The sequence below is a fragment of the Picosynechococcus sp. PCC 8807 genome (genome assembly GCF_001693295.1).
In the GTDB taxonomy this organism is placed as follows: domain Bacteria; phylum Cyanobacteriota; class Cyanobacteriia; order Cyanobacteriales; family MRBY01; genus MRBY01.
Genome location: NZ_CP016483.1, coordinates 1,026,076 through 1,050,613, shown reverse-complemented (window position 1 = coordinate 1,050,613; position 24,538 = coordinate 1,026,076). Strand labels below are relative to the sequence as shown.

The 24,538-nt window shown below is 50.2% G+C and carries 23 protein-coding genes; 6 read left to right on the top strand and 17 right to left on the bottom strand.

The annotated features are described in order from the left end of the window. Positions 1–44: 44 nt before the first annotated feature. The 13 genes from AWQ24_RS05095 to AWQ24_RS05040 all read right to left on the bottom strand — a co-directional run bounded on the left by AWQ24_RS05095 (position 45) and on the right by AWQ24_RS05040 (position 14,040). Positions 45–1,484: an isochorismate synthase MenF gene (locus tag AWQ24_RS05095; RefSeq protein WP_232318875.1), complete on the bottom strand. Its 1,440-nt coding sequence runs from the start codon at positions 1,482–1,484 to the stop codon at positions 45–47. A 389-nt stretch (positions 1,485–1,873) separates the two neighbouring features. Then, on the bottom strand, positions 1,874–2,965 hold the full coding sequence (locus AWQ24_RS05090) for an ArsA family ATPase (RefSeq protein WP_065716178.1): 1,092 nt from the start codon (positions 2,963–2,965) through the stop codon (positions 1,874–1,876). 96 nt (positions 2,966–3,061) lie between these two features. Next, on the bottom strand, positions 3,062–3,427 hold the full coding sequence (locus tag AWQ24_RS05085; RefSeq protein ID WP_065716177.1) for an Hpt domain-containing protein: 366 nt from the start codon (positions 3,425–3,427) through the stop codon (positions 3,062–3,064). A 5-nt stretch (positions 3,428–3,432) separates the two neighbouring features. Beyond that, complete coding sequence (locus AWQ24_RS05080; protein WP_198161513.1) at positions 3,433–7,215, bottom strand: response regulator; 3,783 nt, start codon at positions 7,213–7,215, stop codon at positions 3,433–3,435. A gap of 284 nt (positions 7,216–7,499) precedes the next feature. Next, positions 7,500–8,003, bottom strand: coding sequence for an SH3 domain-containing protein (locus AWQ24_RS05075; RefSeq protein WP_065716175.1), 504 nt, complete (start codon positions 8,001–8,003; stop codon positions 7,500–7,502). 82 nt (positions 8,004–8,085) lie between these two features. Further along, positions 8,086–9,582, bottom strand: a complete 1,497-nt coding sequence (locus tag AWQ24_RS05070; protein WP_065716174.1) for an AAA family ATPase — start codon at positions 9,580–9,582, stop codon at positions 8,086–8,088. A gap of 103 nt (positions 9,583–9,685) precedes the next feature. Continuing rightward, positions 9,686–10,186, bottom strand: coding sequence for a DUF177 domain-containing protein (locus AWQ24_RS05065; protein WP_065716173.1), 501 nt, complete (start codon positions 10,184–10,186; stop codon positions 9,686–9,688). Between the two features lie 112 nt (positions 10,187–10,298). Further along, on the bottom strand, positions 10,299–10,790 hold the full coding sequence (locus AWQ24_RS05060; RefSeq protein ID WP_062433199.1) for a R3H domain-containing nucleic acid-binding protein: 492 nt from the start codon (positions 10,788–10,790) through the stop codon (positions 10,299–10,301). A gap of 6 nt (positions 10,791–10,796) precedes the next feature. Further along, complete coding sequence (yidC, locus tag AWQ24_RS05055) at positions 10,797–11,963, bottom strand: membrane protein insertase YidC (protein WP_012306618.1); 1,167 nt, start codon at positions 11,961–11,963, stop codon at positions 10,797–10,799. Between the two features lie 179 nt (positions 11,964–12,142). Then, positions 12,143–12,535: a PH domain-containing protein gene (locus AWQ24_RS05050; RefSeq protein WP_065710394.1), complete on the bottom strand. Its 393-nt coding sequence runs from the start codon at positions 12,533–12,535 to the stop codon at positions 12,143–12,145. Further along, on the bottom strand, positions 12,525–12,875 hold the full coding sequence (rnpA, locus tag AWQ24_RS05045; RefSeq protein WP_065717309.1) for a ribonuclease P protein component: 351 nt from the start codon (positions 12,873–12,875) through the stop codon (positions 12,525–12,527). The genes AWQ24_RS05050 and rnpA overlap by 11 nt, the downstream gene beginning before the upstream one ends. Positions 12,876–12,938: 63 nt before the next feature. Next, positions 12,939–13,076, bottom strand: coding sequence for a 50S ribosomal protein L34 (rpmH, locus tag AWQ24_RS15880; RefSeq protein ID WP_012306615.1), 138 nt, complete (start codon positions 13,074–13,076; stop codon positions 12,939–12,941). A gap of 184 nt (positions 13,077–13,260) precedes the next feature. After that, positions 13,261–14,040 (bottom strand): DUF2808 domain-containing protein, encoded by a 780-nt coding sequence (locus tag AWQ24_RS05040; protein ID WP_012306614.1) that lies wholly within the window; start codon positions 14,038–14,040, stop codon positions 13,261–13,263. Between the two features lie 290 nt (positions 14,041–14,330). Here AWQ24_RS05040 and AWQ24_RS05035 point away from each other — a divergent pair, with 290 nt between their 5' ends. The 4 genes from AWQ24_RS05035 to AWQ24_RS16420 all read left to right on the top strand — a co-directional run bounded on the left by AWQ24_RS05035 (position 14,331) and on the right by AWQ24_RS16420 (position 17,716). After that, positions 14,331–15,476, top strand: a complete 1,146-nt coding sequence (locus AWQ24_RS05035; protein ID WP_030007255.1) for a Re/Si-specific NAD(P)(+) transhydrogenase subunit alpha — start codon at positions 14,331–14,333, stop codon at positions 15,474–15,476. 67 nt (positions 15,477–15,543) lie between these two features. Continuing rightward, on the top strand, positions 15,544–15,834 hold the full coding sequence (locus tag AWQ24_RS05030; RefSeq protein ID WP_012306612.1) for an NAD(P) transhydrogenase subunit alpha: 291 nt from the start codon (positions 15,544–15,546) through the stop codon (positions 15,832–15,834). A gap of 3 nt (positions 15,835–15,837) precedes the next feature. Then, positions 15,838–17,238 (top strand): NAD(P)(+) transhydrogenase (Re/Si-specific) subunit beta, encoded by a 1,401-nt coding sequence (locus tag AWQ24_RS05025; protein WP_030007256.1) that lies wholly within the window; start codon positions 15,838–15,840, stop codon positions 17,236–17,238. A gap of 337 nt (positions 17,239–17,575) precedes the next feature. After that, positions 17,576–17,716, top strand: a complete 141-nt coding sequence (locus AWQ24_RS16420) for a hypothetical protein (protein WP_168191139.1) — start codon at positions 17,576–17,578, stop codon at positions 17,714–17,716. Positions 17,717–17,889: 173 nt separating this feature from the next. Here the strand turns inward: AWQ24_RS16420 and AWQ24_RS05020 are convergent, their stop codons facing one another. Beyond that, entirely contained in the window at positions 17,890–18,249 is a 360-nt protein-coding gene (locus AWQ24_RS05020; RefSeq protein ID WP_065716172.1) for a YkgJ family cysteine cluster protein, read from the bottom strand. 150 nt (positions 18,250–18,399) lie between these two features. On the opposite strand from AWQ24_RS05020, the gene psb30 reads away from it, so the two are divergent. Continuing rightward, positions 18,400–18,531: a photosystem II reaction center protein Ycf12/Psb30 gene (gene psb30 / locus AWQ24_RS05015; RefSeq protein ID WP_012306608.1), complete on the top strand. Its 132-nt coding sequence runs from the start codon at positions 18,400–18,402 to the stop codon at positions 18,529–18,531. Between the two features lie 70 nt (positions 18,532–18,601). On the opposite strand, the gene recJ is transcribed toward psb30, so the two are convergent. After that, complete coding sequence (gene recJ, locus AWQ24_RS05010) at positions 18,602–20,602, bottom strand: single-stranded-DNA-specific exonuclease RecJ (protein ID WP_065716171.1); 2,001 nt, start codon at positions 20,600–20,602, stop codon at positions 18,602–18,604. 163 nt (positions 20,603–20,765) lie between these two features. Continuing rightward, positions 20,766–21,494 carry a response regulator transcription factor RpaB gene (gene rpaB / locus AWQ24_RS05005; protein WP_012306606.1) on the bottom strand — a complete coding sequence of 243 codons (729 nt, stop codon included), beginning with the start codon at positions 21,492–21,494 and terminating at the stop codon, positions 20,766–20,768. A 221-nt stretch (positions 21,495–21,715) separates the two neighbouring features. On the opposite strand from rpaB, the gene radA reads away from it, so the two are divergent. Beyond that, positions 21,716–23,137: a DNA repair protein RadA gene (radA, locus tag AWQ24_RS05000; protein WP_062433174.1), complete on the top strand. Its 1,422-nt coding sequence runs from the start codon at positions 21,716–21,718 to the stop codon at positions 23,135–23,137. Positions 23,138–23,327: 190 nt separating this feature from the next. On the opposite strand, the gene AWQ24_RS04995 is transcribed toward radA, so the two are convergent. After that, positions 23,328–24,305: a cysteine synthase A gene (locus AWQ24_RS04995; RefSeq protein ID WP_065716170.1), complete on the bottom strand. Its 978-nt coding sequence runs from the start codon at positions 24,303–24,305 to the stop codon at positions 23,328–23,330. Positions 24,306–24,538: the final 233 nt, after the last annotated feature.

The following is a 24,538-nucleotide window of genomic DNA, read 5'->3' as shown; positions in this document are numbered from 1 at the left end:
TTTCCGTTACACTGCGATCTTAGCAACTTTTCCTGGGGGAAAGTTCAGGTCAGGGCTTCCAAAAGGGAGGTCAATTTTAACTGGACTTCGGCATATTCCCGTTCCGGCTGGGAACCGGCGACAATTCCGGCCCCACCGTAGAGTCGCGCATGGTTACCCCGAATTAAGGCCGACCGAATCGCCACGATAAATTCACTATTGCCCTGACTATCGAGCCAACCGATAGGAGCGGCATAAAGGGTACGGTCAAAGGTTTCTGCTTGGCGAATTTCCGCACAGGCGATCGCCCTGGGGACACCGGCCACCGCTGGTGTCGGATGTAAATGGGCCACTACCTCTAGGGGATGAATTTGCGGCGGTAGGATTGCATGAATCGGTGTCCAGAGGTGCTGAATATTAGAAAGTTTAAGGAGCTTACGGGGAGCTGCCTGGGGATCGAGACCAAGGCTCTGGAGTTGTCCTAGTAGAAAATCTGCCACGGCTTGGTGTTCCCGTTGTTCCTTTTCACTGTGGAGTAGGCTTTTGGCAAGACGCTGATCTGTGAGCAAAGATTCCCCCCGGGGCGCAGATCCGGCGAGGGCATCGGTCACCAATTGTCCCTGTTGTACCGCTAACAAACGTTCTGGACTTGCACCGATAAATGTGTCACCCCGCTGATTTCGCAGCGAAAATACACAACAGTCCGGGTGGCGATCGCGCAGATTATCCAGGGCATGCACCACATCAAAAGCTTGATTGGCCGTGACATCGAGGGCATGGGCCAGAACGATTTTACTGAGTTTACCTTGGTCAATGAGTCGGAGGGCTCGCCGGACAGCCTGGGTAAATCCCGTTGAGGCGGTGCAGACAGTGCCCCGAATCCCTAGGGAGGGGACGAGTTCCTGGGGCAGAGTCGCGAGGAACTGGCGCAATTGTTGAGCGATTTGGCGTAAAAGAGTACGCTGTTGGCGATCGCCATTGAGCACTAAAAAATAATCCTGTTGGTGTTGCACCAGTTGCAGTCTAGGAATGGTGACCAAGCCAGCCGGAAAAGGCGCTTCGGGGGTTTGGGCACTAAAAAAAGTGAACCCACAGGAAAAGTAGGGAATCGGAACGTTGATATTGCGCTGAATTCTCGGTTGCCAATGGGTGATAAATTGCTGGGCTTGGCGAAAACGATCCTCTCCCTGGGGCACTAATTCGCTTAGGGTGCCAAAGTTGAGGCTCGCCCGTTGCTGTTGGCGATTTTCCCAATAGAAGTGATTGAGAGGACTGGGCAGAATTTGTTCAATGGCCCGGAGCACCACCAGACTATCCACCGCTGGAATTTTAGTGATTTCGCTGACAATTTCCCCAGATGGTGCGGGGGTTCTTTGGGTGAGCCATTGTTGCCAGGTTGATGGGGACAGTTGACGCCGTTGGCAGGAAGTTCCCATTCCCTCCCCCAATGCCGAACCGTGACTTTGATCCGGCTCTAGGCGATCGCGCCAAAGCGTTTTTCCCACAATTCAGATCCCTCTAGGACGATGGACAACGAAAAACAAAGATGTGCAATCAGTCGATGGTGCAGTCACTCAGGCCAGCAATGATGTCTTCCCAGTGACCATTCGGCTGTAGCGGGCTTACCACTCCAGAATTTTACAATCAAGACCTCAAGCTTATTTTATGTATGGTAACGAAACGCAGACTAACTTCATAGGTTCCGGGCTTGATTTGGCCGTGCTTTCCGGAAAAAGTCCCCTATTTTAGACATTTTTTACTTTTTCTTAAGTTTTTTCTTGATTTATTGGGCATTCTTTCATTTTGTGCTTCCCAAAAGATTGCTCCAGTATGGTTTCTGGAGCGGTTGTTTTCGCTATCAGCAATTTCCTGCAAGGGACTCTTTCCCAAGCAGTTACAGGGAAATAACCAGATATTGATTTTGAAATTTTGCCCCCTTTACAGGAGCACCTTTGAGGGGAGGCGGCAGCAGAATATTACGCCGTTGATCCCCTGCTTCGATGGTGATTTCGGGGCCATATTGGGTGAGCTTAACCTGTTTTTTGTCAAAGGTGGGGAGGAATACTTTCACCTGACGGGCAGCGGTATCGATGATCAGGGGCCGAGGAGCCTGGGCCGCTTGGCTAAAGTCAGGTAGATGGGAAATGAGGTCTTCCCAATGATCAGCCTCTACTGTGGGTAGGGCGGTATTTATCAGGGGTTCAAATTCAGGGCCAACATCTGCATCGCTACGATTGACGATGACACCACCGACAGTCACATTCACCTGTTGGGCACTGCCCCAGAGATATTTCGCTTTGGCGATCGCCCCAGCACTGGCATCGGTGACGAGGTATGCGGCGAAACGGTTGGGATCAGCCATCGCTTTTTTGCCTTCATCAAGGACTTGGTTTGCCTCTTGGGTAGGCTCAGCAGCAAAGTTATCAAACGTCCAGGACACATTCAGAATGGCGCTGGTCACGGGTTGAATAAAAGGTGAAACGGCACGACCTAGGTCAGAGGCCTGGAACACTTCCCGGAAGCGGCGGATGTACCAGCTTAAAATTTCGGGAGTTCCCAACAGTCGTAGGGTATTGAGGTCGCCATCGCCATCAAAGATAATCACATCGTACTGGCCACTTTTGTCGTAGTCCCAAATTTCCTTGAGGATTACAGCGCTATCCATCCCCGGCAAAATTCCTAATTCCTGACCATAAACGTTTTTCAGGGTGGGCGATCGCAGATATTTTGCTTCTAATGCTTTGACCTGCTCCCAGCCGGATTCGAGGGCAGCAGTGGCCATGATCTGCACGGCATCGAGATTATTTTCGAGGTTAACGGGACTAAAGCTCGGTGACATCCCCAGGGCGAGCCCCCAGGCGGGGCTCGGATCTTGGCCGATGAGTAAAACCCGCTTACCTGCTTGGGCATATTTTTTCGCGGCGGCGATCGCCACAGTGGAACGACCGACCCCACCTTTACCAAGGAATGTCAAAATAAAAGCCATAGTTCTCCATTGCACAAAACGATGATCTAACAGAAATTGTAGCGATTCTGCTGGATTATCTTGCGAGGCTATTTTGAATTAGTGCTAGGACTCCACCTAAGTCATTAATTGGGTGAGTTTAAGGGTTAGGGCAGCGGCGATCGCCTGATAGTCTTGCCCTAGCTGCTGTAAGAGAGTTGCCACGAGAGTCCAATCTTGGGCATGGGCTGCCCCCTCTAGGGCCTGGCATTGGCAAGCAAATTGCTCCATCTGAAATAGCCGACTACTGGATTTGAGGGTGTGGGCATTGCGCACAAGCTCCGCCTGATTGTGTTGTTCGTAACCCGTCTGCATCGCCGCAATCAGTAGGGGAGTATCTCCTAAAAAAGTTTCAACGAGGTCTTGTAATGTTGCTAAGTCATAGCTGACCATTTCAGCTAGTTGTTCTAAATTGACTTCGTCGGCAGCGGATGAAGAGGCCATAGACTTTAATCAGAAGAAGACTGGGTAGTGGAGAGGGACTGGTGGTAATGGTAGGCGACCTTCAGGGCATGGAGGAGCTTTTTTACTTGAATCGGTTTACTCAGGTAATCATCCATTCCCGCATCTAGACAAACTTGGCGATCGCCCTGCATCGCATTGGCGGTCATAGCAATAATCCAGGGACGCTTCCCCTGGGACTGGGGCGACCGGGCATCACGCTGGCGAATTTGTCTGGTGGCTTCGAGGCCATCCATCGCAGGCATTTGTACATCCATCAAAATGACATCATAGTTATCGCTTTGTAAACGGCTCAGGACTTCGAGGCCATTGGTCGCCACCTCTACACCATAGCCGAGGCGGGCCAAAATATTGAGGGCAACTTTTTGGTTCACAATATTATCTTCCGCCAACAGAATTTTGAGGGGGTAGGCTTGCCCCAAGGTCGCATCAAAGGGAGAGGCAGGCTCCATGGCCGTTGTAGGTAGGGCCTCGGCGATCGCCAAGGATAGGCAATGGTAGAGGGCTTCCTGCTTGATGGGCTGACGTAATTGTAGCTGCTGGGAGATGGCTGGATAATGAGTCGATTCGGCAGTACTTAGGGGCGGGGCGATCGCCACAATTGCCAGGTCAGGATTTTGACTAGATTGCTTAATTTGTCGGAAAAAATCTGCGGAAACAAGATCCGTTTTCATCTCCATCATCAACAGATCAATGGGACGTTGATGCAAGATATCCAAGGCACCGGAGGCCATGGTTGTATGGGAAACCGCTGCTCCAGTTGCTGTCAATAAATGGGAAATGCTGCGGGCAAATAAAGGACTCGGATGGAGGATCAGGAAGTTTTTCTCCTGGAGTTGGGGCGGGAGTTCGTGGAGGGTGATTTCTTTTGCGGAAATCGGGGCAATGGTAAAGGGAATTTGCGTATAAAATACCGTTTGCCGCGCCACGGATTGGAAGATTTTTGGCGGATCAGGGGACATTTCCTGGGGAAATTGACCAGCCATGATTCCACCACTTTCGACCCAAAGTTGCCCCCCCATCAACTCCACCAGTCGCTTGCTAATTACGAGACCCAACCCCGTCCCACCATAGCGGCGCGAAGTGGAAGCATCCCCCTGGCTAAAGGGTTGGAACAACCGGGTCATCTGCTGTGCCGGAATGCCGATCCCCGTATCTAGAATCGCAAATCGCAGGCAGACTTGATCCCCGTCACCCATCGCTGTGGGGACTTTTTGTACCCAGAGGGAAACATCACCACGATTGGTGAATTTGACGGCATTGCCCAAGAGATTGAGCATGATCTGTTGAAAGCGCGTCACATCTCCCATTAAGTAGTGGGGCACATCGGGATCAAGGATATAGCTCAGGTAAATGGGCTTAGCGATCGCCCGGGTCGACATCAAATCTAAACAGTTTTCTAAACAGGTTTGCAGGTTAAAGGGCTGCAACTCTAACTCAAATTTTCCCGATTCAATTTTCGAAAAATCCAGAATATCGTTAATGATCGCGAGGAGATTGCTACCACTATTACGAATAATGTCGATAAATTCCTGTTGTTGGGCCGTGAGGTTTGTATCCCTGAGAAGTTCCGCCATCCCAATCACAGCATTCATCGGCGTCCGGATCTCGTGGCTCATGGTTGCCAGAAACTCGCTTTTGGCACGGTTGGCTTGTTCTGCGTCTTCCTTGGCAAGCTTCAGTTGGATTTCGGCTTCCACTTTGTCTGTAATGTCGGTGATTGTGCCGACAATGCGGTAAGGGTTGCCCTGTTCATCTTTGAGGCACTTCGCTTTACTCAAAATCCACCGGTATTGGCCATCACAATGGCGTAGACGATGGACGTTTTGATAACTTGCGGTCAATCCCTGGAGATGGTTTGTCATGGCGGCCTGGGCTTGAGCTAGATCATCGGGATGAACGAGATCGGCCCACATTTGGCGACCTGTAATCCGAGGCCGTAGGTTGGATTCTTTGTAGCCCAGAAGACGAAACCAAGACCGGGAGCGATAAACCTGATCTGAACGGAGATCCCAATCCCAGATACCGTCATTGGTGGCGGCGATCGCCAACTCGTAGCGTTCTTCACTCTGCCGTAATTGCTGTTCAATCAGTTCTCGCTGTCGTACTTCTTCTGAGAGGGCTTTCGTTCTTGTTTCTACCTGTTCTTCGAGGTTGAGGGTTGTCGCCTGGATCGCCTGGAATTGTTGTCGTAGGGTATTGAGCATCACCTCAAAGTTTTGGCTCAGACGATTAAATTCACTGATATAGCTCTTGAGAGGAAGAATCGGTTCCTGCTGCTGCAGCTCCTCTTGAATATCGGCGGTCATCGCACTCAGTTGATTCAGCGGTGCTGTCAGCCAACGACTCATTTTTTCCGCCGTCACCACTGCCAACAACAGCAAAATCAGGACGATCGCCAGACTGCGAATGTAGTAACGTTCTAAGGCATCCATGTCCTCCGCCAGTCCCATGGTCAGCCATAACTGAGCCGGAAATCGCGTTCCTTCTAGGGGTTGAACAATAACTCCAAAGGCTTCTTGCCAGCGGGCGATCGCCGATTTACCAATGACAGTCTCCGGTAAGGAAATAGACGTTTCACTAAGTAAGGGTTGGTTGTCCCGTTCGTCGTACCAAACCCAGGGCTCCCCCGCAGCGATCTGTTTGGCAGAATCTGCAATCACTAAATCGTTTGCTTGGGTTGTGGCGATCGCCCGGAGCGGATATTGTCGTACCGCTTGTAGTTTTCGTTGCAAAAAATCCGCTAAAAAATCAACATCAACATCAAGATAAAATGAACCCAAATCACCCGGAATTTGCAAGAGGTAATCGATATGTAAATGTTCTTGGTCTTTGTGAATTGTCGCAACAATGCCGTTTTGTAAAAACTGGCTACTTTGGCGATAAGTTTGAATCGACTGGGTTATTTCTCCATTCACTTCCTGGAACACAAAATCAGAACGATCATTAAGGGCAAGCACTGAATTATTCGCCGCATCAAACACTTCGATATAAGCTAATTCCGGATAAACTCTTTGGAGACCTCTGAGAACATTGTCAAGTCTCTCTACTGGCAAACCATCCTTGGCAATACTATTAATGGCATATCGGCTTGCTTCTAGATAAGAGGCTTCCCAAAGTTTTAATTCTGTTGTTAGGGATTGACTAGACGTAACTAAAACATCATGAATTTCCTGTTTGATCGCTTCAAATCTTTCTTGAGCATTTAAAATCATCAACGTCAAAATGGGAAACACCACAAAGGCCAGGAGGACATCAAAGGCAATCTTTTGGAGTGAATTGTCACGTCGGTAGCGTTGGGGAATTACCCGCTGTAAAAAAGGTAGATAGTTAACAATTAAACTAGCAATTTCAGCATTAAAAATTCCATTCACAAATTGCTTTAGGGCAACTGTTGTTACGGCTTGGACATCCATTTTTAAAACTAAAAAATAAATGCTAAAAATTAGAATGCTACCAATCGTCAACCAGTAAATCGCGTCATAGAAAGGAATATTGATATTGCGGCGTTTTTTTTGCCAAAAAAAGCTCACAAAAAGCACTTCACTGACAAAAATCACCACGGCATAGGGATGGTGCCAGATAAAAAATGTATGCAGACTGGCGATCGCCCCAGCGATGATCGCCCAAAAAGGCCCATAGAAAAATAAAATTATCCAAACTGCAATAGAACCAAATAAAAAGTCAATACCAAAAAATAAGCTTAGTTTAAAGTAATTACCCAGGTAGCTAACGACGATCAAAGTTAACAACAACCAAGGGTACTCCACCTTTAAATTAAGGAGCTTGGATATAACTTTATTGAGTGTTTTTTGGAACTGAAACAGCATCACACTCAGAAAATTTTGTTAAAAACTCTATACTCATTAATCGTAATAACACTTGCCATCTAATATCAATCAAACGATATGATTCTTGACTAAGATAACGAAGGCATCCGGATTCTTTTTTTACTTTTTGACTAATTTGTCCGGCGATCGCCTTATCTACCTTAAAGGCCGTTTCTCCTAAACTGGCGACTAAGGGAGGCTTGTCAGATATCCTGTTTGCCTAATTAATTAACCTTTTGGAGATTGCCCGCTTTTACCCAGGCTTCTGTACCGTTCGCTAGGCGAATTTGCTGCCACACTTGATCGTCGCTCATGCCGAGCACTGTCACTTCGGCGTTATAATCAACACCCCCCAAGCGAGCGGAGTCTTGGGAAGGCTCTGCCCGTAAACTTAAGCCACTCGACCAAGTGACCGTCGCTTTATAGCTATCCGTCGATGTTTCAGACACCTCTGGTTCTGGGGCTTCCTCTTCCTCTGCTTCGGCCTCGGTTGCCTCTGGATCATTATTGGCAGCGGTGGCAGTGGGTTCAGGCTCGGTCTCCTGGGATTGAGGTGATGTTGGGGTGGTTTCTGGGGGATCAGCGACGGTCTCAGAAAACACCGGTTTAGGCGGGGCAGCGGCCATGCGGTTAAAGAAATAATAAGCAGCCCCAACACTGCCTACCGCCAACAAAAATACCCCAAGGATAAAACCAAGAATAAATTGAAAAAGATTAGAAATATTCATAAAATCTGCTCTCTGATCGGGACACCAACAACATCAAAGGAACGGCCCATAGAAAGCATTATAGTTGACCGCTCCCTGGGTCTTAGGGGTTCAAAAAATTTTGTTGTCGCGAGGCGAGGCGGGCCTTTCCAGAGGTCGCCCAATGTTGCAAAAACTCGATTTGCTCTTTCGCGGTGCGCGCCAGGGGAATGATTTGGCTCGCGGCTTCTAAAATGTCGTCGGTGGTGAAGTCTCGATTTTGGCTAAAGCCCAGGTGCATGGCCTCGATCAAGGTTTGTTCAATTTCAGCCCCAGAAAAATCAGGTGTCTCGTAGGCCAAACGCTTTACATCGTAGTTTTTGAGGTTATGGGGCCGCAGGCGGGAAAGATGGACATTGAAAATTGCTTCCCGTTCGGCCTGGCTGGGTAAACCCACAAAAAAGATTTCATCAAAACGACCCTTTCGCAGCATTTCGGGGGGCAGGGTGTGAATTTTATTGGCCGTAGCGACCACAAAAACGGGGCTTTGTTTTTCCGCCAACCAGGTGATGAAAGTGCCAAAGACACGGCTGGTTGTTCCCCCATCGCCTCCCCCATCAGCCCCAGCAAAAGCCTTATCAATTTCATCAATCCAGAGGATGCAAGGGGCAAGGGCTTCTGCGAGCTGGATCATCTGCCGGGTGCGGGATTCGGATTCACCCACTAAGCCCGCAAAGAGACGTCCTACATCAAGGCGCAGCAGGGGTAAATGCCAATGGTGGGCGATCGCCTTAGCGGTGAGGGATTTACCTGTGCCTTGAATGCCAACGAGCAACAGTCCCCGTGGGTGGGGCAGACCATATTCCCGTGCTTTTTCACTGAAAGCTCCCCCCCGACGTAATAGCCATTCTTTTAATCGATCGAGGCCGCCAATGTCAGAAATTTGCTCCGTGGCCGGATAGAAGTCCAAAATTTGCGTTTGGCGAATAGACTGGCGCTTTTCAGCGAGGATAAGTTCTACGTCTTCTGCTTGGATTTGGCCATGGTTCGCCAGGCTGAGGGTAAGCACACGGCGAATCCGTTCCAGGGAAAGTCCCTGGGCGGCCCGGACTAATTCATTCAGGAGTTGGGCTTCGGGGGTTTGGCCGACGCCCTGGAGGAGGCGTTCAATTTCGGTGCGGATTTCATTCGCGGTGGGCAGGGGAAATTTCACGATGGTGAGTACCTCCGCCAGATCCGCCGGAATTTTTATCTCTGGGGCCACAATCACAATATTTTTCGGTTCTGCCTTGAGGCGACGGGCAAGGTTGCGCAATTTCCGGGCGATCGCAATGTCTTCGAGAAATCGCTGAAAATCTCGCAGGATAAAAATGCCACCGATATTGGGGGGGAGTTTTTCGATGAATTCGAGGGCTTGGAGTGGATTCCGTTTACCAAAGCCGGTGTTATTGGGGTTGTCCTGGTAGCCATCGACAAAATCCCAGGTGTAGACCGTCCGCTGTCCTAGGGTCGCGGCACATTGGGCGATCGCCCCTTCAACCCGCTCTTCTTCGAGGGTGGGGATATACAGCAGCGGATAACAGGCACGGAGAAGGAGGCTAAATTCTTCGCGGAAGGTCATAGGTAAAGCGCTTTCAGCACAGGGCAACTCAATTAATGTTTAAGCTTAGGGGGAAATTTCCCTAAAACCAAGGGTCATCATCCTTGTGCGACTGCCTCTTTTGCTAGGAAGAGAGCTGTTGTTTGAGGTCAGCCAGCTTGGCCCAACGGGCATCGATTTGGGGCGTCGCATCGTCTGGGTTCGTTTCTGCCCCAGGACAACGTTGGGGATCGCAGACTTTCCGCAGGGGCATTTCTAAACAAAATTGTTCATAGAGCCAGGTTTCTGGTTCAAAGTAGCCATGGGGATCTAAAGACTCATCCAAATCTTCTAGGCTGACTTCCCGTTCTGCGGGGAGATCTTCGCCAAGGTTACTCTGGAGCCAAATCAGTTCGGTGCGGTCTATGGTGAGGCGGGTATTGTAATGCTGGAGGCAGCGATCGCAGGTGAGGGTCACAATCGTTTCGGCCTGGGCCGTGACTTCGAGGTAAGTTTGACGGTGGGCGATCGCCATTTCACCCCGCACTGGGGTCAAGGTCTCCAAATCCGCGAGGGTTTCCGCAAAAGCAAATTGCTCCTGTTGCTGGGGGGCCTTTAATAGTCGGGGAATAAAAATCCGATCCATCACCTCAAACCTCCGATGACGCGGCATTTATCAGCCCCATCCTACCGTAAAACTCCCACAAAAAAGACGGGACAAAGCCCGCCTCTTGGGAAATATTCAGGGTGAAGCCCCGTTATTGAGCCAATTGCACAATGAGTTGGCGGTGGGGTTCTTGACCTTGGCTTTCGGTTTTTAGGAGCGGAAATTCCTTAAAAAAGCCGTGCATTTGCCGCCGTTCCGCCGAGGATAAATCGCCAATCGCTTCTGCCTCCCCCGTGGCTTGGACCCGGAGGGCAATTTCAGTGGCGATCGCCTTGAGTTCATTGAGGCGGTTTTCGCGGTAGCCCCCTAGATCAACGGTGAGGGGATATTGCTCCTCCTTCGGCAGATCATGGTTCAGGGTGATGTTGGCTAAATATTGCATCGCATCGATTAAGTGACCGCGATCGCCAATTAATTTTTCCCGCTGGGCCTCAGATAGTGCTTGGTGATCAATGGTCAACCAGAGAGAATCTTCCCCATCAAGGCCTTGTTTCACCGCCGCAGTGACCGGAGCCGGAAGCGCCATCAACTCAAGCAGTGTCGCCAGCCAGGTTTCACCCCGTTGGATTTTGGTCTCGTTCATCTGCTCTTAACCTGAAGTTTTCTCTTTTTTCTTGCTACCTTTGCGCTCAAAGGGAAGCTTGTCGCGCCCTTTCTCCGACTTCTCCTGTTCATCCACCAGTTTCTGGAGATTTTCCGGTAAAGGTTCCTTCGTAAGGATGAACGTCTGTACCGTTTGGAACGCGTTGGCGATCGTCATATACATCAACACCCCAGCCGGTAACGGGAAAAACAAGAACATCCCTGAGAAAATCAACGGCGTAATTTTGTTCACCGTTTGTTGGGCCTGCTGCTGTTGATCGCCGCCGCTGTTGTTATTGCTGCTAGGAGCGCCCCCAGAAATAGTCTGGTTAATGTAAAGGCTCACCCCAAAAAACAGCACCATGCCGAGAATATCCCAGTGGATACCATCGTCACCATTGACCCCAATGCGGCCTAGGGCTTCAATGAAGAGAAATCCTTTATCAGCGGCGATCCCCGGCACAGTTACCTGGATGCTGACATCCCCAGGCGCAAGGGCCACGAGGGAACCATCGGGTTGAATCTCTACTCGTTCTTGACCTTTGGTAACTTCAAAGCTGGGCTTGATGTTACTGTCTGGATATTCGGCAGCCAGGGCCGCAAAGTCCTTCCCGGAGTCACTCTGGAGAACAAATTGGGTAGTTTCTCCAACACCGACTTTATTCCCAGCGGGTAAAGACAAGGTGATTGGGTAATGGATGCCGCTATCAAAATAAACATTTTGGGTTTTAACATCGACCGCCTGGGGCTGTACCTGCTCCATTTTCTCGCTGGGGAGAATTTGCAGATTAGCGGTGTAGTTGATGTTGGCAAATGGCGATCCCCGCAGGGTGGCGAAGAGGGCAAAGAGGATGGGCATCTGCAACAGAATCGGTAAACAACCGGCGAGGGGATTCCCAAATTCTTTGTAAACCTCTGACATCGCGGCTTGTTGCTTTGCCGGGTCATTTTTGTAGCGCTCTTGGATTTCCTTGACCCGTTTTTGCATTAGGGGCTGGGTAATCTTCGTGCGTCTCATGCTGCGGATCGATTTGGCGCTTAGGGGATAAACGGCAAATCGAATCACAAGGGTCAGGGCGATGATTGCAAAGCCGTAGCTCGGCACAATGCCATAGAAAAAATCTAGGATTGGCAACATCACGTTGTTTGATAAAAATCCGATCCCAAAATCCATGCGTCTGAAGTTCGTCTAGCTATGAGTTGTTTAAGGGTTAGTTTATCGGGTTTAGTTCTTATTTTTAATGGTTTCTTTTAAAAAAGCGATGGGAGAAATGGGATTAGGGGTCGCGTTTCTCCCGACTAACCACTGGGATTTCACCCAGAAAATAATCGATAAATAATTTTTATTGGCGCCTAGGCGGCGATCGCCTCTAGGGGAACCCCGGTGCGGTCGGCTGCCTTTTCGGCGATGTGACTGTAGATATCACGGAAGTTGGGCATGGAGCGCAACTCTAGGCGGCTACCATCCTGGAGGGTCACAACTAGATCTCCCCAAAGGCCAAATCCCCGGGGAATCTTGACGATTTTTCTAACTTCGCTGTAAATAATATCGGTGCGATCGCGCCCCTGCCAGCCCCCAGTAATCGAGATACGCCGACTGGTAATGCGATAGCGGAGCCACAACGCTCGGACAATCGCCCCGACGGTCAGCGGCAGACAGATCACCGTGAACCCCAGCAAGATATTGAGGATTAGATCCCCAATATGGGGGCCGCCCTCATAAATCACATCTTCTTTAATGCCCATGGAATACCTCGGCTTGTATGAGTAATCTTTTTAATTCTTGCAAAAAATGCTCATATTCGCATTCTCTGGCGTTGTACCGCACAGTAATGACGATGTGCCAACCGGGTTGAATCTGGGGCAGTAGCGTGCGACAGGCGTGGCGAATACGGCGTTTGATTAAATTCCGAACCACTGCTTTTTTACTGACTTTGCGGCTGATGCTGATGCCAATTTTGGTTGGGGCCGCTGGCTGGGGTAAGAGAATGATTGCTAGGGCATCTCCCCGGAAGCGTTTCCCTTGACTGTAGATCGTTTTAAAATCGCGCCAGTGTTTTAGACGGTGTTCTTTTGGCAGTCCCACAAAGAAAATGAGAGTGAGGTAGACGGCAAGTCCCCTCACCAAAATAATGGTTTGCGCGCTGGATTAGACAGTAAGGCGATGACGGCCTTTTTTTCTGCGGGCGCGGATAACATTCTGGCCAGTGTGGCTGCGCATACGAGCCCGAAAACCAGAAGTACGTTTTTGCTTGCGGACGGTGCCGCCTAGGGTCCGTTTAGTCATGGAAGTCCTCCTTATATTCCTTTGAAAATAGGTGCTCTCTCCGGAGGCGATCGCCGCCTTGCCGAAAAAATTAGAAAATGACAGTCTCTAATTATACCGTGTCCGTCAAGTTAACCAAGGGCTCTGGCGAAATTGATCGCATTTACCCCGGTCAGTACCCAGGAAGTAAAGAAACTGGCAATCCCTAAAAATCCACATCCAATAACCAAGAGCCCAAACGGCTGGGGAGAGGTGCCCCTTGGCTACGGGCAAAGGCCGTTATCAAGTACATGCCCCCACGGGAAGGATTGTTGACACTATCGAGGATAATCTCGACGTCGCTTTCGGGGCTGAGGGGTTCAGCAAGGGTAATTACCAGGGAGCGACTGCGAGGGCCTTCATCTTCTGGCTCTTCGGCAATCTCTGGTTCCGGAGCAGGATTATTGTTGTTGGTGTTGTTACTTTGGCTGGCCTGTTGGGCGGCGAGGGTTTCTGAATCGAGGAACACCAATTCGCCGTTGACCAGGACTAATTCACCCCCACGATCCGGTGTGGTTGTACTGGCGGCAATGTTACCGAGGATGGTTTGGCTCTGTTGGGCCGGATCGGTGGGTAAGCTATCGGGATCCCAGGCGGTAGCGGCTTCGTTGAGGGCAACTTCTCGGCCATTGACTCGGACCCGAATTTTTGCGTCATCGACCCGACCGTCAAAGTCTTCCGGGAAGCTCAGTTCAAAGGTTTGGAAGCGGTCAACAATTTTACTTTTTTTGATTTCTAAGTAGTAGCGATCGCGGCGGCGGGCACCGGAATTATATTCAACGGCACACTTGAGAATGTCCCCTTGGGGAATCGTTCCCCCCCAGTTGATCGTAAAAGACCCACAGGGTTGGCGGGCTTCAGCCATTTGGGGCATGAAAGTCAGGCTACTGCTTAACAGGGTGGTGGCGATCGCCAAACGGGAAAGGGGAGAACGGAAGAGTTGCATATTCACAGGCGCCTTCAAAGTCTGTAACCGATTGTGACTAAAGTTTGCGTTTTCAGCAACTCCCCTGACGAAATCCTGACGAAGAAGTGCCAACGCAACAGAGATTTACAAAAACTGATAAGACACATTACAGAGGGTGTCCGCCAAGGAAAAGATAGCACTACACTGCGAAAAGACGCCGTAACAGCCTTATGGGGATGGCCGACGGCCCTGGGTTCTCAAGGTTTTGCCACTGAATTGCTCTACATCTACCGTTCAGTCTGTTGCTATTGTTTCGTTAAGGAGTTTCTATGAAAATTGCTGTTGCTCGGGAAACCGTTGCCGGAGAACGTCGGGTAGCCCTGACACCGGATCAGGTTTCTCGTCTTGTTAAAAAAGGCTGGGAAATCCATGTGGAGGCCGGGGCTGGTGAGGCATCTCTCCTTCCCGATGCTGCCTATGAGGAAGCTGGGGCAAAAGTCGTTGGCGATCGCCAATCCCTCTGGAAAGAGGCTGATCTCCTCGTCAAGGTGGCTGTACCCACAGAAGAAGAGGTTGCCCTCCTGCCGGAAGGGTCAATGGTGGCGAGTTTGCTGAATCCCCTGGGACAACCAGAGATTATTCAAAAATTAGCAGATAAAAAGATCACCGCCTTGGGCATGGAGTTGATCCCCCGCACCAGTCGCGCCCAAAGTATGGATGTGTTGTCTTCCCAGGCTGGGGTGGCTGGCTACAAAGCGGTTTTACTTGCCGCCGCTGCCCTACCCAAGTTTTTCCCAATGTTAACCACAGCCGCTGGCACCATTCGTCCAGCTAAGGTGTTTGTAATTGGGGCTGGGGTAGCGGGTCTCCAGGCGATCGCCACAGCCAGAAGACTCGGCGCGGTGGTTGAGGCCTTTGACATCCGGCCCGCCGTCAAAGAAGAAGTCCAAAGCCTTGGGGCTAAATTTGTCGAAGTGCAACTAGAAGAAGAAACTGCCACGGCCGGTGGGTATGCCAAGGAAGTTTCCGAAGACTCGAAAAAGAAAAGCCAAGCCCTCATTTCAGACCATGTGGCCACCGCCGATGTGGTGATCACGACGGCCCAAGTTCCTGGTCGCCGTGCGCCCGTGCTCGTGACCGATGACATGATTGCCCGGATGCAAACCGGATCGGTTTTGATCGATCTCGCCGGCGAACAAGGGGGTAACTGTGAAGGCTGTGAGGCAGGCCGCGAAGTCCAAGTCCACGGAGCCACGATCATTGCTCCCATTAATCTTCCTTCCACGGTGCCTGTCCATGCGAGCCAAATGTTTGCCAAGAATATGGCGACCTTGCTACAACTGCTCATTCCCGAAGGCGCGATTAATCTCGATTTTGCCGACGACATCCTGGATTCTGTTTGTGTAACCCACCAAGGGGAAATTCGCAATCAACGGGTCAAAGACGCCCTGCAACAAATGGCTGTTACTGCCTAAGAAACAGACATTTTCTCAGTTTTGAACCTAAATCTATTCATCTTATCTAAAGGAGTTTTGACTGTTCATGACAACAGCAACACTGCTCAGTAGCCTATTCGTATTCGTATTGGCTTCCTTTGTGGGCTTTGAAGTAATTAATAAAGTCCCACCCACGCTACACACACCACTCATGTCCGGGGCCAACGCCATTTCTGGTATTGCCTTAATTGGTGCCCTTTTAGTTTCTGGCGAAGAACACTGGAATTTAACGGTCATCCTCGGTCTCATCGCGGTGGTCTGCGCCACAATCAATGTTGTCGGCGGTTTTTTGGTCACAGACCGGATGCTGCAAATGTTTAAGAAGAAGGAGGCCTAAGTGATGGATAGCTTACTTACCAATGGCATCGAACTGAGTTATCTCGTGGCGGCCTGTCTGTTTATTCTGGGCTTAAAGAAATTAGGCTCCCCTGCAACGGCCCGTCAAGGCAACTCCATTGCAGCGGTGGGCATGTTACTGGCAGTGGTGGCGACTCTGCTCAATCAACAGGTTTTAAACTATGGCCTGATCGCTGGGGGGATCGTCATCGGCAGTATCATCGGTGTGATCACCGCGAAAAAAGTCGAAATGACCGATATGCCCCAATTGGTCGGCCTCTTTAATGGTCTGGGGGGGGCGGCTTCGGCTCTGGTGGCGATCGCCGAATTTTGGCGACTCCTATCCCTCGGAGAAACCCTCTCTATCACCACTAGCCTCACGATTATTTTGGGGGTACTCATTGGCGGCGTCACCCTAACAGGAAGCCTCATTGCCTTTGGCAAATTACAAGGGATCATGCCCGGTCGTCCGGTAATTTTCCCGGCCCAACAGATCATTAATTTCGCCATTCTGGCAGGATTCCTCAGCGGCAGTATCTATCTGTTCGTGAATCCTGATCCGAATATTTTTCTCGGCTTAGTGGGGATCTCCCTTGTGCTGGGCGTTCTCTTTGTGATCCCCATCGGTGGCGGCGATATGCCCGTGGTGATCTCTCTTCTCAATTCCTACTCTGGTCTAGCTGCCAGTGCCGCCGGGTTCGTGGTGGGCAACAACATGCTCATTATTGCCGGGGCTTTGGTGGGCGCATCGGGGATTATCCTCACCCAGATCATGTGTAAAGCCATGAACCGCTCCATTACTAACGTCTTGTTTGCGGGCTTTGGGAGTGATGGCGGTGCCCCAGAAGGAGACAGTGGTGCGGCCATTGATGGCGCCATTAAAAGCGTAGATCCTGAAGAAAGCGCCATGATGCTTGGCTATGCCCGCAGTGTTGTCATTATTCCGGGTTATGGGATGGCTGTAGCCCAGGCGCAACATTCCGTCAAAGAGTTGGCCGATATGCTGGAGAAAAAAGGCGTAGAAGTCAAATACGCGATTCACCCTGTGGCTGGTCGAATGCCGGGGCATATGAATGTGCTCCTCGCGGAGGCCAATGTCCCTTACACCCAGCTTTATGACATGGACGATATCAATCCCCAGTTTGATAATACGGATGTGGCCCTAGTGATTGGTGCCAACGATGTGGTTAATCCGGCGGCGCGCCACGACAAGGGTAGCCCCATTTATGGAATGCCGATTTTGGAAGTAGATAAAGCCAAAACCACCATTGTGATCAAACGGAGTATGAGTACAGGCTTTTCTGGGGTACAAAATGAGCTGTTCTTCAAAGACAAAACAATGATGCTGTTTGGCAGTGCCAAAGACATGGTGGAAAAAATTTCTTCTGAAGTAAAAGAGCTTTAGGAAACTAACAGTATTCTTTGAAGTTGTTAGTGAATTAAAGATTGTATTTATGATTAGGCCCTAATTGTTAAGCGATTAGGGCTTTTGATTGATTTAGCTTTGTCTTTTTTTACATATACAGGAGTATTTACTTTTTTCGACTTTCAGAACCCTAACGCAATTTCAAGAATCGCAACTAAGCGATCCCCCAAGGGGACTGACCCCTAATAATAGTCATATAGAGCTGAATGACAAATCTCAGCGATAGACAAGCTTAAAGTGCAGTGGCAAACCCGGTTTGTTTCGTGGTTCTAACCATTGTATTTCAAGTGATTAGACGTGACGAGGCACAGCAACCATGAAAACGTTAGAAAAGCTTTTTCAGTATGTTTTACAGGGCATCAATCGGATTTTTTCACCGAATGAAGAACCTGTGCCAGAGGTAGGGGTACAACCCTTTGATGGGGATCCCTATGATGGATCATCAGATTTAGATTAGTTAGTTGGCAACTTGGTTTTAGGTTGTGGGCATCAACAACTAAACGGTATTGCAAGTATCGATGGGTACCAGAGTCCTTGGGCTGGTACTCTTTCTTTTTGGGCAAGTCTTGTTTCATCCTTGAGAAACTTGCTCCAAGGATGGGGATCAACGATCTTTTTCGGGAAAACCGTTTACAGTCCAACATTCACGACCTTGGCAACATAGCGCTCCATTTCTGGGCTTTCGTCACCATAGATGCTATCGATGTGCTCGAGGCAGCAATCAATGGCAAATTGTTGTAACTCTTCGGTGGGCACATCAAACATTTCGGTAAACGTTTCTGGAAGAACACGGCAAAAGCGGGGACGTTCGGTGTAGATCGTGCATTTGCGATGGGCTTGGTCGTAGTTGATGCACCAGCCGTCGGGGCCAACCATAGCGAGATATTGCTCTAGTTGAGCGGGGGTGAGGTAGTCCTCAAGGTCGGGGCGATCGCCGGGTTCGAGGTGGCAGCAGGCACCACAATTTTCAATGCATTGCCAAGTGGGCATCGGGATCCGTCTCCGGGGCGTTACAAAACTTCATTGATTTTTGCCTATTCTCAGCAAAGCAAGGCAGGCTTGACGGGGTATGATAGACATTGATTTTTAGGAAAAAAAAATTTACCCTGTTTTTTGCATTAACTCAGGAATAGGAGAAATATGGATTTTATCACAGGTTTTTTTGGTAGCCTCAACTTTGAAGTGATTTTTCAGTTGACTTTTGTCTCTTTGATCCTCATTTCGGGGCCTGTTGTTATCTTTTTGTTGGCCATTCGTGGCGGCGATATGTAATTTTTTCTCACAAACAAATTGTGCGCAGGGGCAACAAACCGACGGGGGAGTTGTCCTTTTTTGTGCTGATTTAGTTGGCTTGTTCGAGGGTGGCGATCGCCGTTTTGATCATCTGAAAAAAAGGGGGTTGGGTAACATCAACGGTTTGCTCACCGAGTTTGCCCTGCCGTTGACCTTTTTTGATCGCCAATAACTTACCTTGATCATTGCGAATTCTGAGGGTCAATCCCTGATCCGCGAGGGTACAGAAATACGTCCGGTCATTAAACAGAAAAGTCTTTTCTGAGTGCTGAGGTTGAGCTTGGGGAGACATTTCCTGGTCTGGAACCGCAGGACGCGGGGCTTCACTGGGACGCGCCCCGACTAATTCTAGCTCTAGGCTCACCTCACCATTCCAGCAATTTTCTTTGAGTTTGTAAGCAATGTCCAGGGTTGGGGGAAGTGGCAAATAGTCTCCCCATTGCCAGGCGATCGCCTTAATGGTGAATGTTTGACCGGCGATGGTTTGGCCGAGGCTGAATTTTAGGTGATTTTTGCCAATGGTACGTTGCTCTAGAATTTGTACATTTTTTGTCCAGAAAATCGGTTCTGGATTGCCGATGCCCCAGGGATGGAGTTGATCAATCTGTTGGTAAAACTCTGGGGTTAAATCCGTGAAATTTACCGCCCCGTCAATTTTCACCAAGGGTTTCAGGTGTTCGGGTTTGAGCAATTGGTGGGCAAATTCACTGAGCTTTTCGGTAAACGCAGCTAGGTTATCTCTGGCAAGGGAAAATCCCCCTGCCGCTTTGTGGCCCCCAAATTTACCCAGGAGATCTTGGCAATAGTTCAGCGCCTCAAACACATTAAATTCTTCGATGCCCCGGGCGGAGCCGCGAATTTTGCCATCTTCCTCAGCGGTACAGATAAAAACGGGCACGCCATAGCGTTCGACCAACCGGGAAGCGACAATGCCGATCACGCCATGGTGCCATTCTTCTTTGCAAACCACCAACACTCGCTGTCCTTGGTAATCGATGGGGGTTTCTTCTACTAGGGCGATCGCCTCCGCTTCGATCTGGGTGCACATTTCCTGGCGCTGCTTATTGATCTGCTCACATTGCATCGCCCGCTCTAGGGCCAAACCCGGTTCGTCGGTAGTTAGCAGTTCAATTACTTTTTGGGGATCATCAATGCGACCAACGGCGTTAATGCGGGGGCCAAGGCGAAAGCCAATATCATCGGGCTTGAGTTGTTTCTTTTGGTCATCGACCCCGGCAAGTTGCATGAGGGCCTGCACCCCTGCCAACTCCGACTGGGGTAAAAGCTTGAGGCCACGCTTCAACCAGCGACGATTCACCCCGGTTAAGGGCGCCAGATCAGCGATGGTCCCCAGGGTAAATAATTCTAAAATTTGGCTGGTGAGCCCTTCTAGCTTGTCTACAGCCTGGGCGAGGGACACCGCCAGCACATAAGCTACCCCAACCCCGGCTAAACCAGCATAAGGAGACATGGTCGGCAATAACTTTGGATTCAGAATCGCATTGGCGGGCGGCAGCTGATCCGGCAAGTCATGGTGGTCAGTGATAATCACATCTAGACCCAGATCCCGTGCCAAATTGATCGGCTCGTAGGCGGAAATGCCGTTGTCTACCGTGAGAATTAAGCCCACCCCTTCCTCGGCGAGCTCGGTGACGATGCGCTCATTGATCCCGTAGCCATCCTTCATGCGACTGGGGATCGCGTAGGTTACCTTGGCTCCCACATGGCCCAAGGCCCGCAACAACAACGCGGTACTGGTCATGCCATCGGCATCATAATCGCCACAAATGGCAATGAGAGTCTCTTCGGCGATCGCCTCCTGGAGAAGCTCGACACTGAGGGCCAGATCCTCAAATTCCACCAAGGGTGCAGGTAATCGCTGGGATTCCGGCTGGATGTAGATCTTTGCCTGCTCTGGCGTGCGAATATTGCGATTTACTAAAACCTGGGCCACAAGCGGATTAAGGCCCATCGCTTCAACCAATGATTGGGTGATGTCCGGTTGGCGATCGGCAATGTGCCAGCGCTGTTGGGGGAGGCGAAAATTCATGGCAAAGGAGATAGTTTGCAGCAAAAAAGTTAGTGGGTATAGAAGACGGTTCGTCGTTTAGAGACCTTGCGTCAGATCTAGCATCCCCAGTCAAAATTTAAGACCACGGTCAAACATTCATCCCAACCATGATCTTAAAAGTTTATCCGTACAATTCTTGGGGTTATTCATCACCCGGTTCGAGGATCCGCTGAAACAGATAACCTGTACCTCTGGCTGTCAAAATAAGTTCGGGATTGCTGGGATCATCTTCTAGTTTGGCGCGCAGCCGGGAAATATGCACATCCACAACGCGGGTATCCACATGGCGCTCTGGGGTGTAGCCCCAAACTTCTTGGAGGATTTCTGAACGAGAAAAAGGTTCCCCAGAGCGGCTGACCAGTAATTCCAATAGGCTAAACTCCATCCCTGTGAGTCGAATACGTTCATCGCCTTTGTAGACCTGGCGCTTATTGGTATCAATGCGGATCGAACCCACATGGATAACCCCAGAGCTGGGAATGCCCGTACCACCATTTTTTTCAACACGCCGCAGGACAGAACGGATGCGCGCTTCTAGTTCTTTGGGGGAGAATGGTTTTACGACGTAGTCATCGGCCCCAAGCTCCAAACCTGTGATGCGGTCCGCCACATCCCCAAGGGCTGTGAGCATAATAATCGGCACATCGGATTCTTTGCGGAGTTCTTGGCAAACGCCATAGCCATCGAGCTTGGGCATCATCACATCAAGAACTACAAGATCGGGGTCTGCTTCATCAAATGTGGCGAGGGCTTCTTCACCATCAGCGGCGGTCACAACCTCGTAACCAATCATGGAAAGGCGGGTTTCGAGGATGCGGCGGATGCTGGCTTCGTCGTCAACGACAAGAATTCTTTCTTTATGATTTTCCAAGTTCCTTCACGCTCCTGTTGACTTTCGGTAAGTGTTGTTGAAGTTTATTAAGTAGGGTTATCTAGATATAAGAATATCGCTTTCCTGAAATCTGATGGGAGTCTGAGGTCGGGTTTTCGGGAAAATGAGAAGTTTTTTAAGATTTATTTTGGAAAGTGTGCGGTTTTTCGGGGTGATGCTGCCACCGAGGGCAATTCATTGTGATGGGGAGATGACAAGTCATGGCTAAGGCAAAAACGGTTTATGTGTGTCGTGAATGTGGGGCAGAGGCGCGGCAATGGCTCGGTAAATGCCCAGATTGTGGGGTCTATGGGTCGTTGCAAGAAGAGATCCGCGAAAAGGAAAGCAGTACTGGTGTGAGTCGTACCTGGCACCATAAGCCGAAAACAACAAGAAAAGCCGCCAGTCCAGTCTCCCGCACTGCGGTGAAATTTACAGATATTGATACTCGCCAACGGATGCGCTTTGGGTCTGGGTTTGGGGAGTTAGACCGGGTGCTTGGCGGAGGGTTAGTCCCAGGTTCCTTGGTGCTGATTGGGGGCGATCCGGGCATTGGGAAATCGACATTATTACTCCAGGTGGCCTATCAACTCAGCACAAGTTTACCAAGAATTTTGTATGTGTCGGCGGAGGAATCGGGCCAGCAAATCAAACTCCGGGGCGATCGCCTCCGGGATGCAGCCCACCCCCCAGAAGAAAATTTATATGTACTAACGGAAACGGGCCTGGAAACGATTTTGGCTGAATTGGAAACTCTCCAGCCCCAGGTGGCAGTGATTGATAGTATTCAGACCTTGTATTATTCCGCCTTGGGTTCCGCCCCCGGTTCAGTGTCCCAGGTGCGGGAATGTACCTCGGCTTTGATGCAAGTGGCGAAGCGGGAAAACATTACGCTGTTTATCGTCGGTCATGTCACCAAGGAAGGGGCGATCGCCGGGCCACGGGTTTTGGAACACCTCGTTGATACGGTGCTTTATTTCGAGGGAGATAGATATGCCTCCCATCGGTTGTTGCGGTCGGTGAAAAATCGCTTTGGGGCCACCCATGAAGTCGGCATTTTTGAGATGGGTGAACAGGGTTTAGAGGAAGTGCTCAATCCCTCAGAATTATTTCTAGGTAACCGCGAAGAGGCCACCCCCGGCACTGCCACCGTTGTCGCCTGTGAAGGCACCCGGCCCCTTTTAGTAGAATTGCAAGCCCTAGTCAGTCCCACCAGCTATTCTTCCCCTCGACGTTCCACCACAGGCGTTGATTATTCCCGTCTCCAGCAAATTTTGGCGGTGCTAGAAAAGCGGGTCGGCATTCCCCTCTCAAAGCTAGATGCCTATGTTGCTTCGGCGGGGGGCTTGACGGTTTCTGAGCCGGCGGTGGATTTGGGGATTGCCATTGCTTTGGTGGCCAGCTTCCGCGATCGCCTTGTTTCACCCCAGACTGTGCTGATCGGAGAAGTGGGTTTGGGGGGACAAATTCGACCTGTTTCTCACTTGGAAACTCGCCTGAAGGAAGCAATGAAATTAGGCTTTACCCGTGCCATTGTGCCCAAAGGCCAAAAGTTACCAGACGGTTTGGATCTCGATATTATTCCCGTGGCTCGCGTGCTGGATGCAATCGTCGCTGCCCTGCCTGCCGATGGCAAAGAATAGACCCCGTTAAGGCAATTGGAGTTTGAGCAATTTAACGGACTTATTCTTTATCATTCATCGCTGTGGTGCCTTTGATCAGCATGAATAAACCGCTGGCGACGATCAAAAACGCCAAGACGCCCATCACAATATCTAAAGTTTGGGTTTCCATAATTAAAAAAAAGTAGGCGATCGCCTTCAAAATTTATCGCTAATCTGGCACTGACAAGCCCTTACTGGCAAGCCATTCTGGGTTAAAGAGGCGAGATTGATAACGGGCGCCACTGTCACACAACACCGTCACAATCGTATGACCCGGTCCCATTTCCTTCGCGAGGGCATAGGCCGCACCGACATTAATTCCTACGGAGCCTCCCATAAACAGGCCGTCTTTTTTTAGAAGCTGATACACGACCCGCACCGCTTCCTGGTCATCCACCCGAATGGCGTCGTCCATGGGCACCCCTTCCATATTGGCGGTAATGCGTCCTTGACCAATGCCTTCTGTAATTGAGCCGCCTTCCCGGTCGAGTTTGCCCGTTTTCACATAGCTGTAGAGCACACTGCCCATGGGATCGGCCACGACACATTTGATGTTAGGATTTTTTTCCTTGAGGTAGAGGGCAGTGCCAGCATAGGTGCCCCCAGTGCCCGTAGCAGCCGTCCAAGCATCAATTTTGCCGTCGGTTTGGGCCCAAATTTCCGGGCCAGTGGTTTCGTAGTGGGCGCGGCGGTTGGCCAGATTATCAAACTGATTGGCCCAGATCGCATTTTCTGTCTCTGCGGCGAGCCGTTGGGAATATTTCACGTAATTGTTGGGGTCGGCATAGGGCACCGCCGGAACCGTAATCACTTCGGCCCCCAGAGTGCGGAGCAAATCGATTTTTTCCTGGGATTGAGTTTCGGGGATCACAATGATGCATTTGTAACCCTTGGCATTGCAGATATGAACCAGACCAATGCCTGTGTTGCCAGCAGTGCCTTCAACAACGGTGCCACCAGGTTTGAGCAGGCCCCGTTCTTCGGCGTCTTTGATGATGTAGAGGGCGGCCCGGTCTTTGACGGAACCACCGGGATTGAGAAATTCTGCTTTGCCTAAAATTTCACAGCCCGTTGCTTCACTAAAACTGTTTAGGCGAATGAGGGGGGTGTTGCCAACTGCACCAACAAAACCGTCTTTGATATCCATAGGTTGATTCTGTTTCTTCTGTCTTTTGCACTGTGGGTCGCAATCCCCCTATTGTGACATGGGCTGGTTCGATTCCTGTGGTGAATTATGGAGGCGATCGCCTTTTCTTCGGGGAAACAAAATTTTGGGGAGGCCTGCCCCTGATATACTAATTTACGCCCTATCCCAAGCCTGCAAAGGTGACGAGGCATCGCTCCTGTGGGAGTGACCCTGTACAAACGAACGTAAAGAAA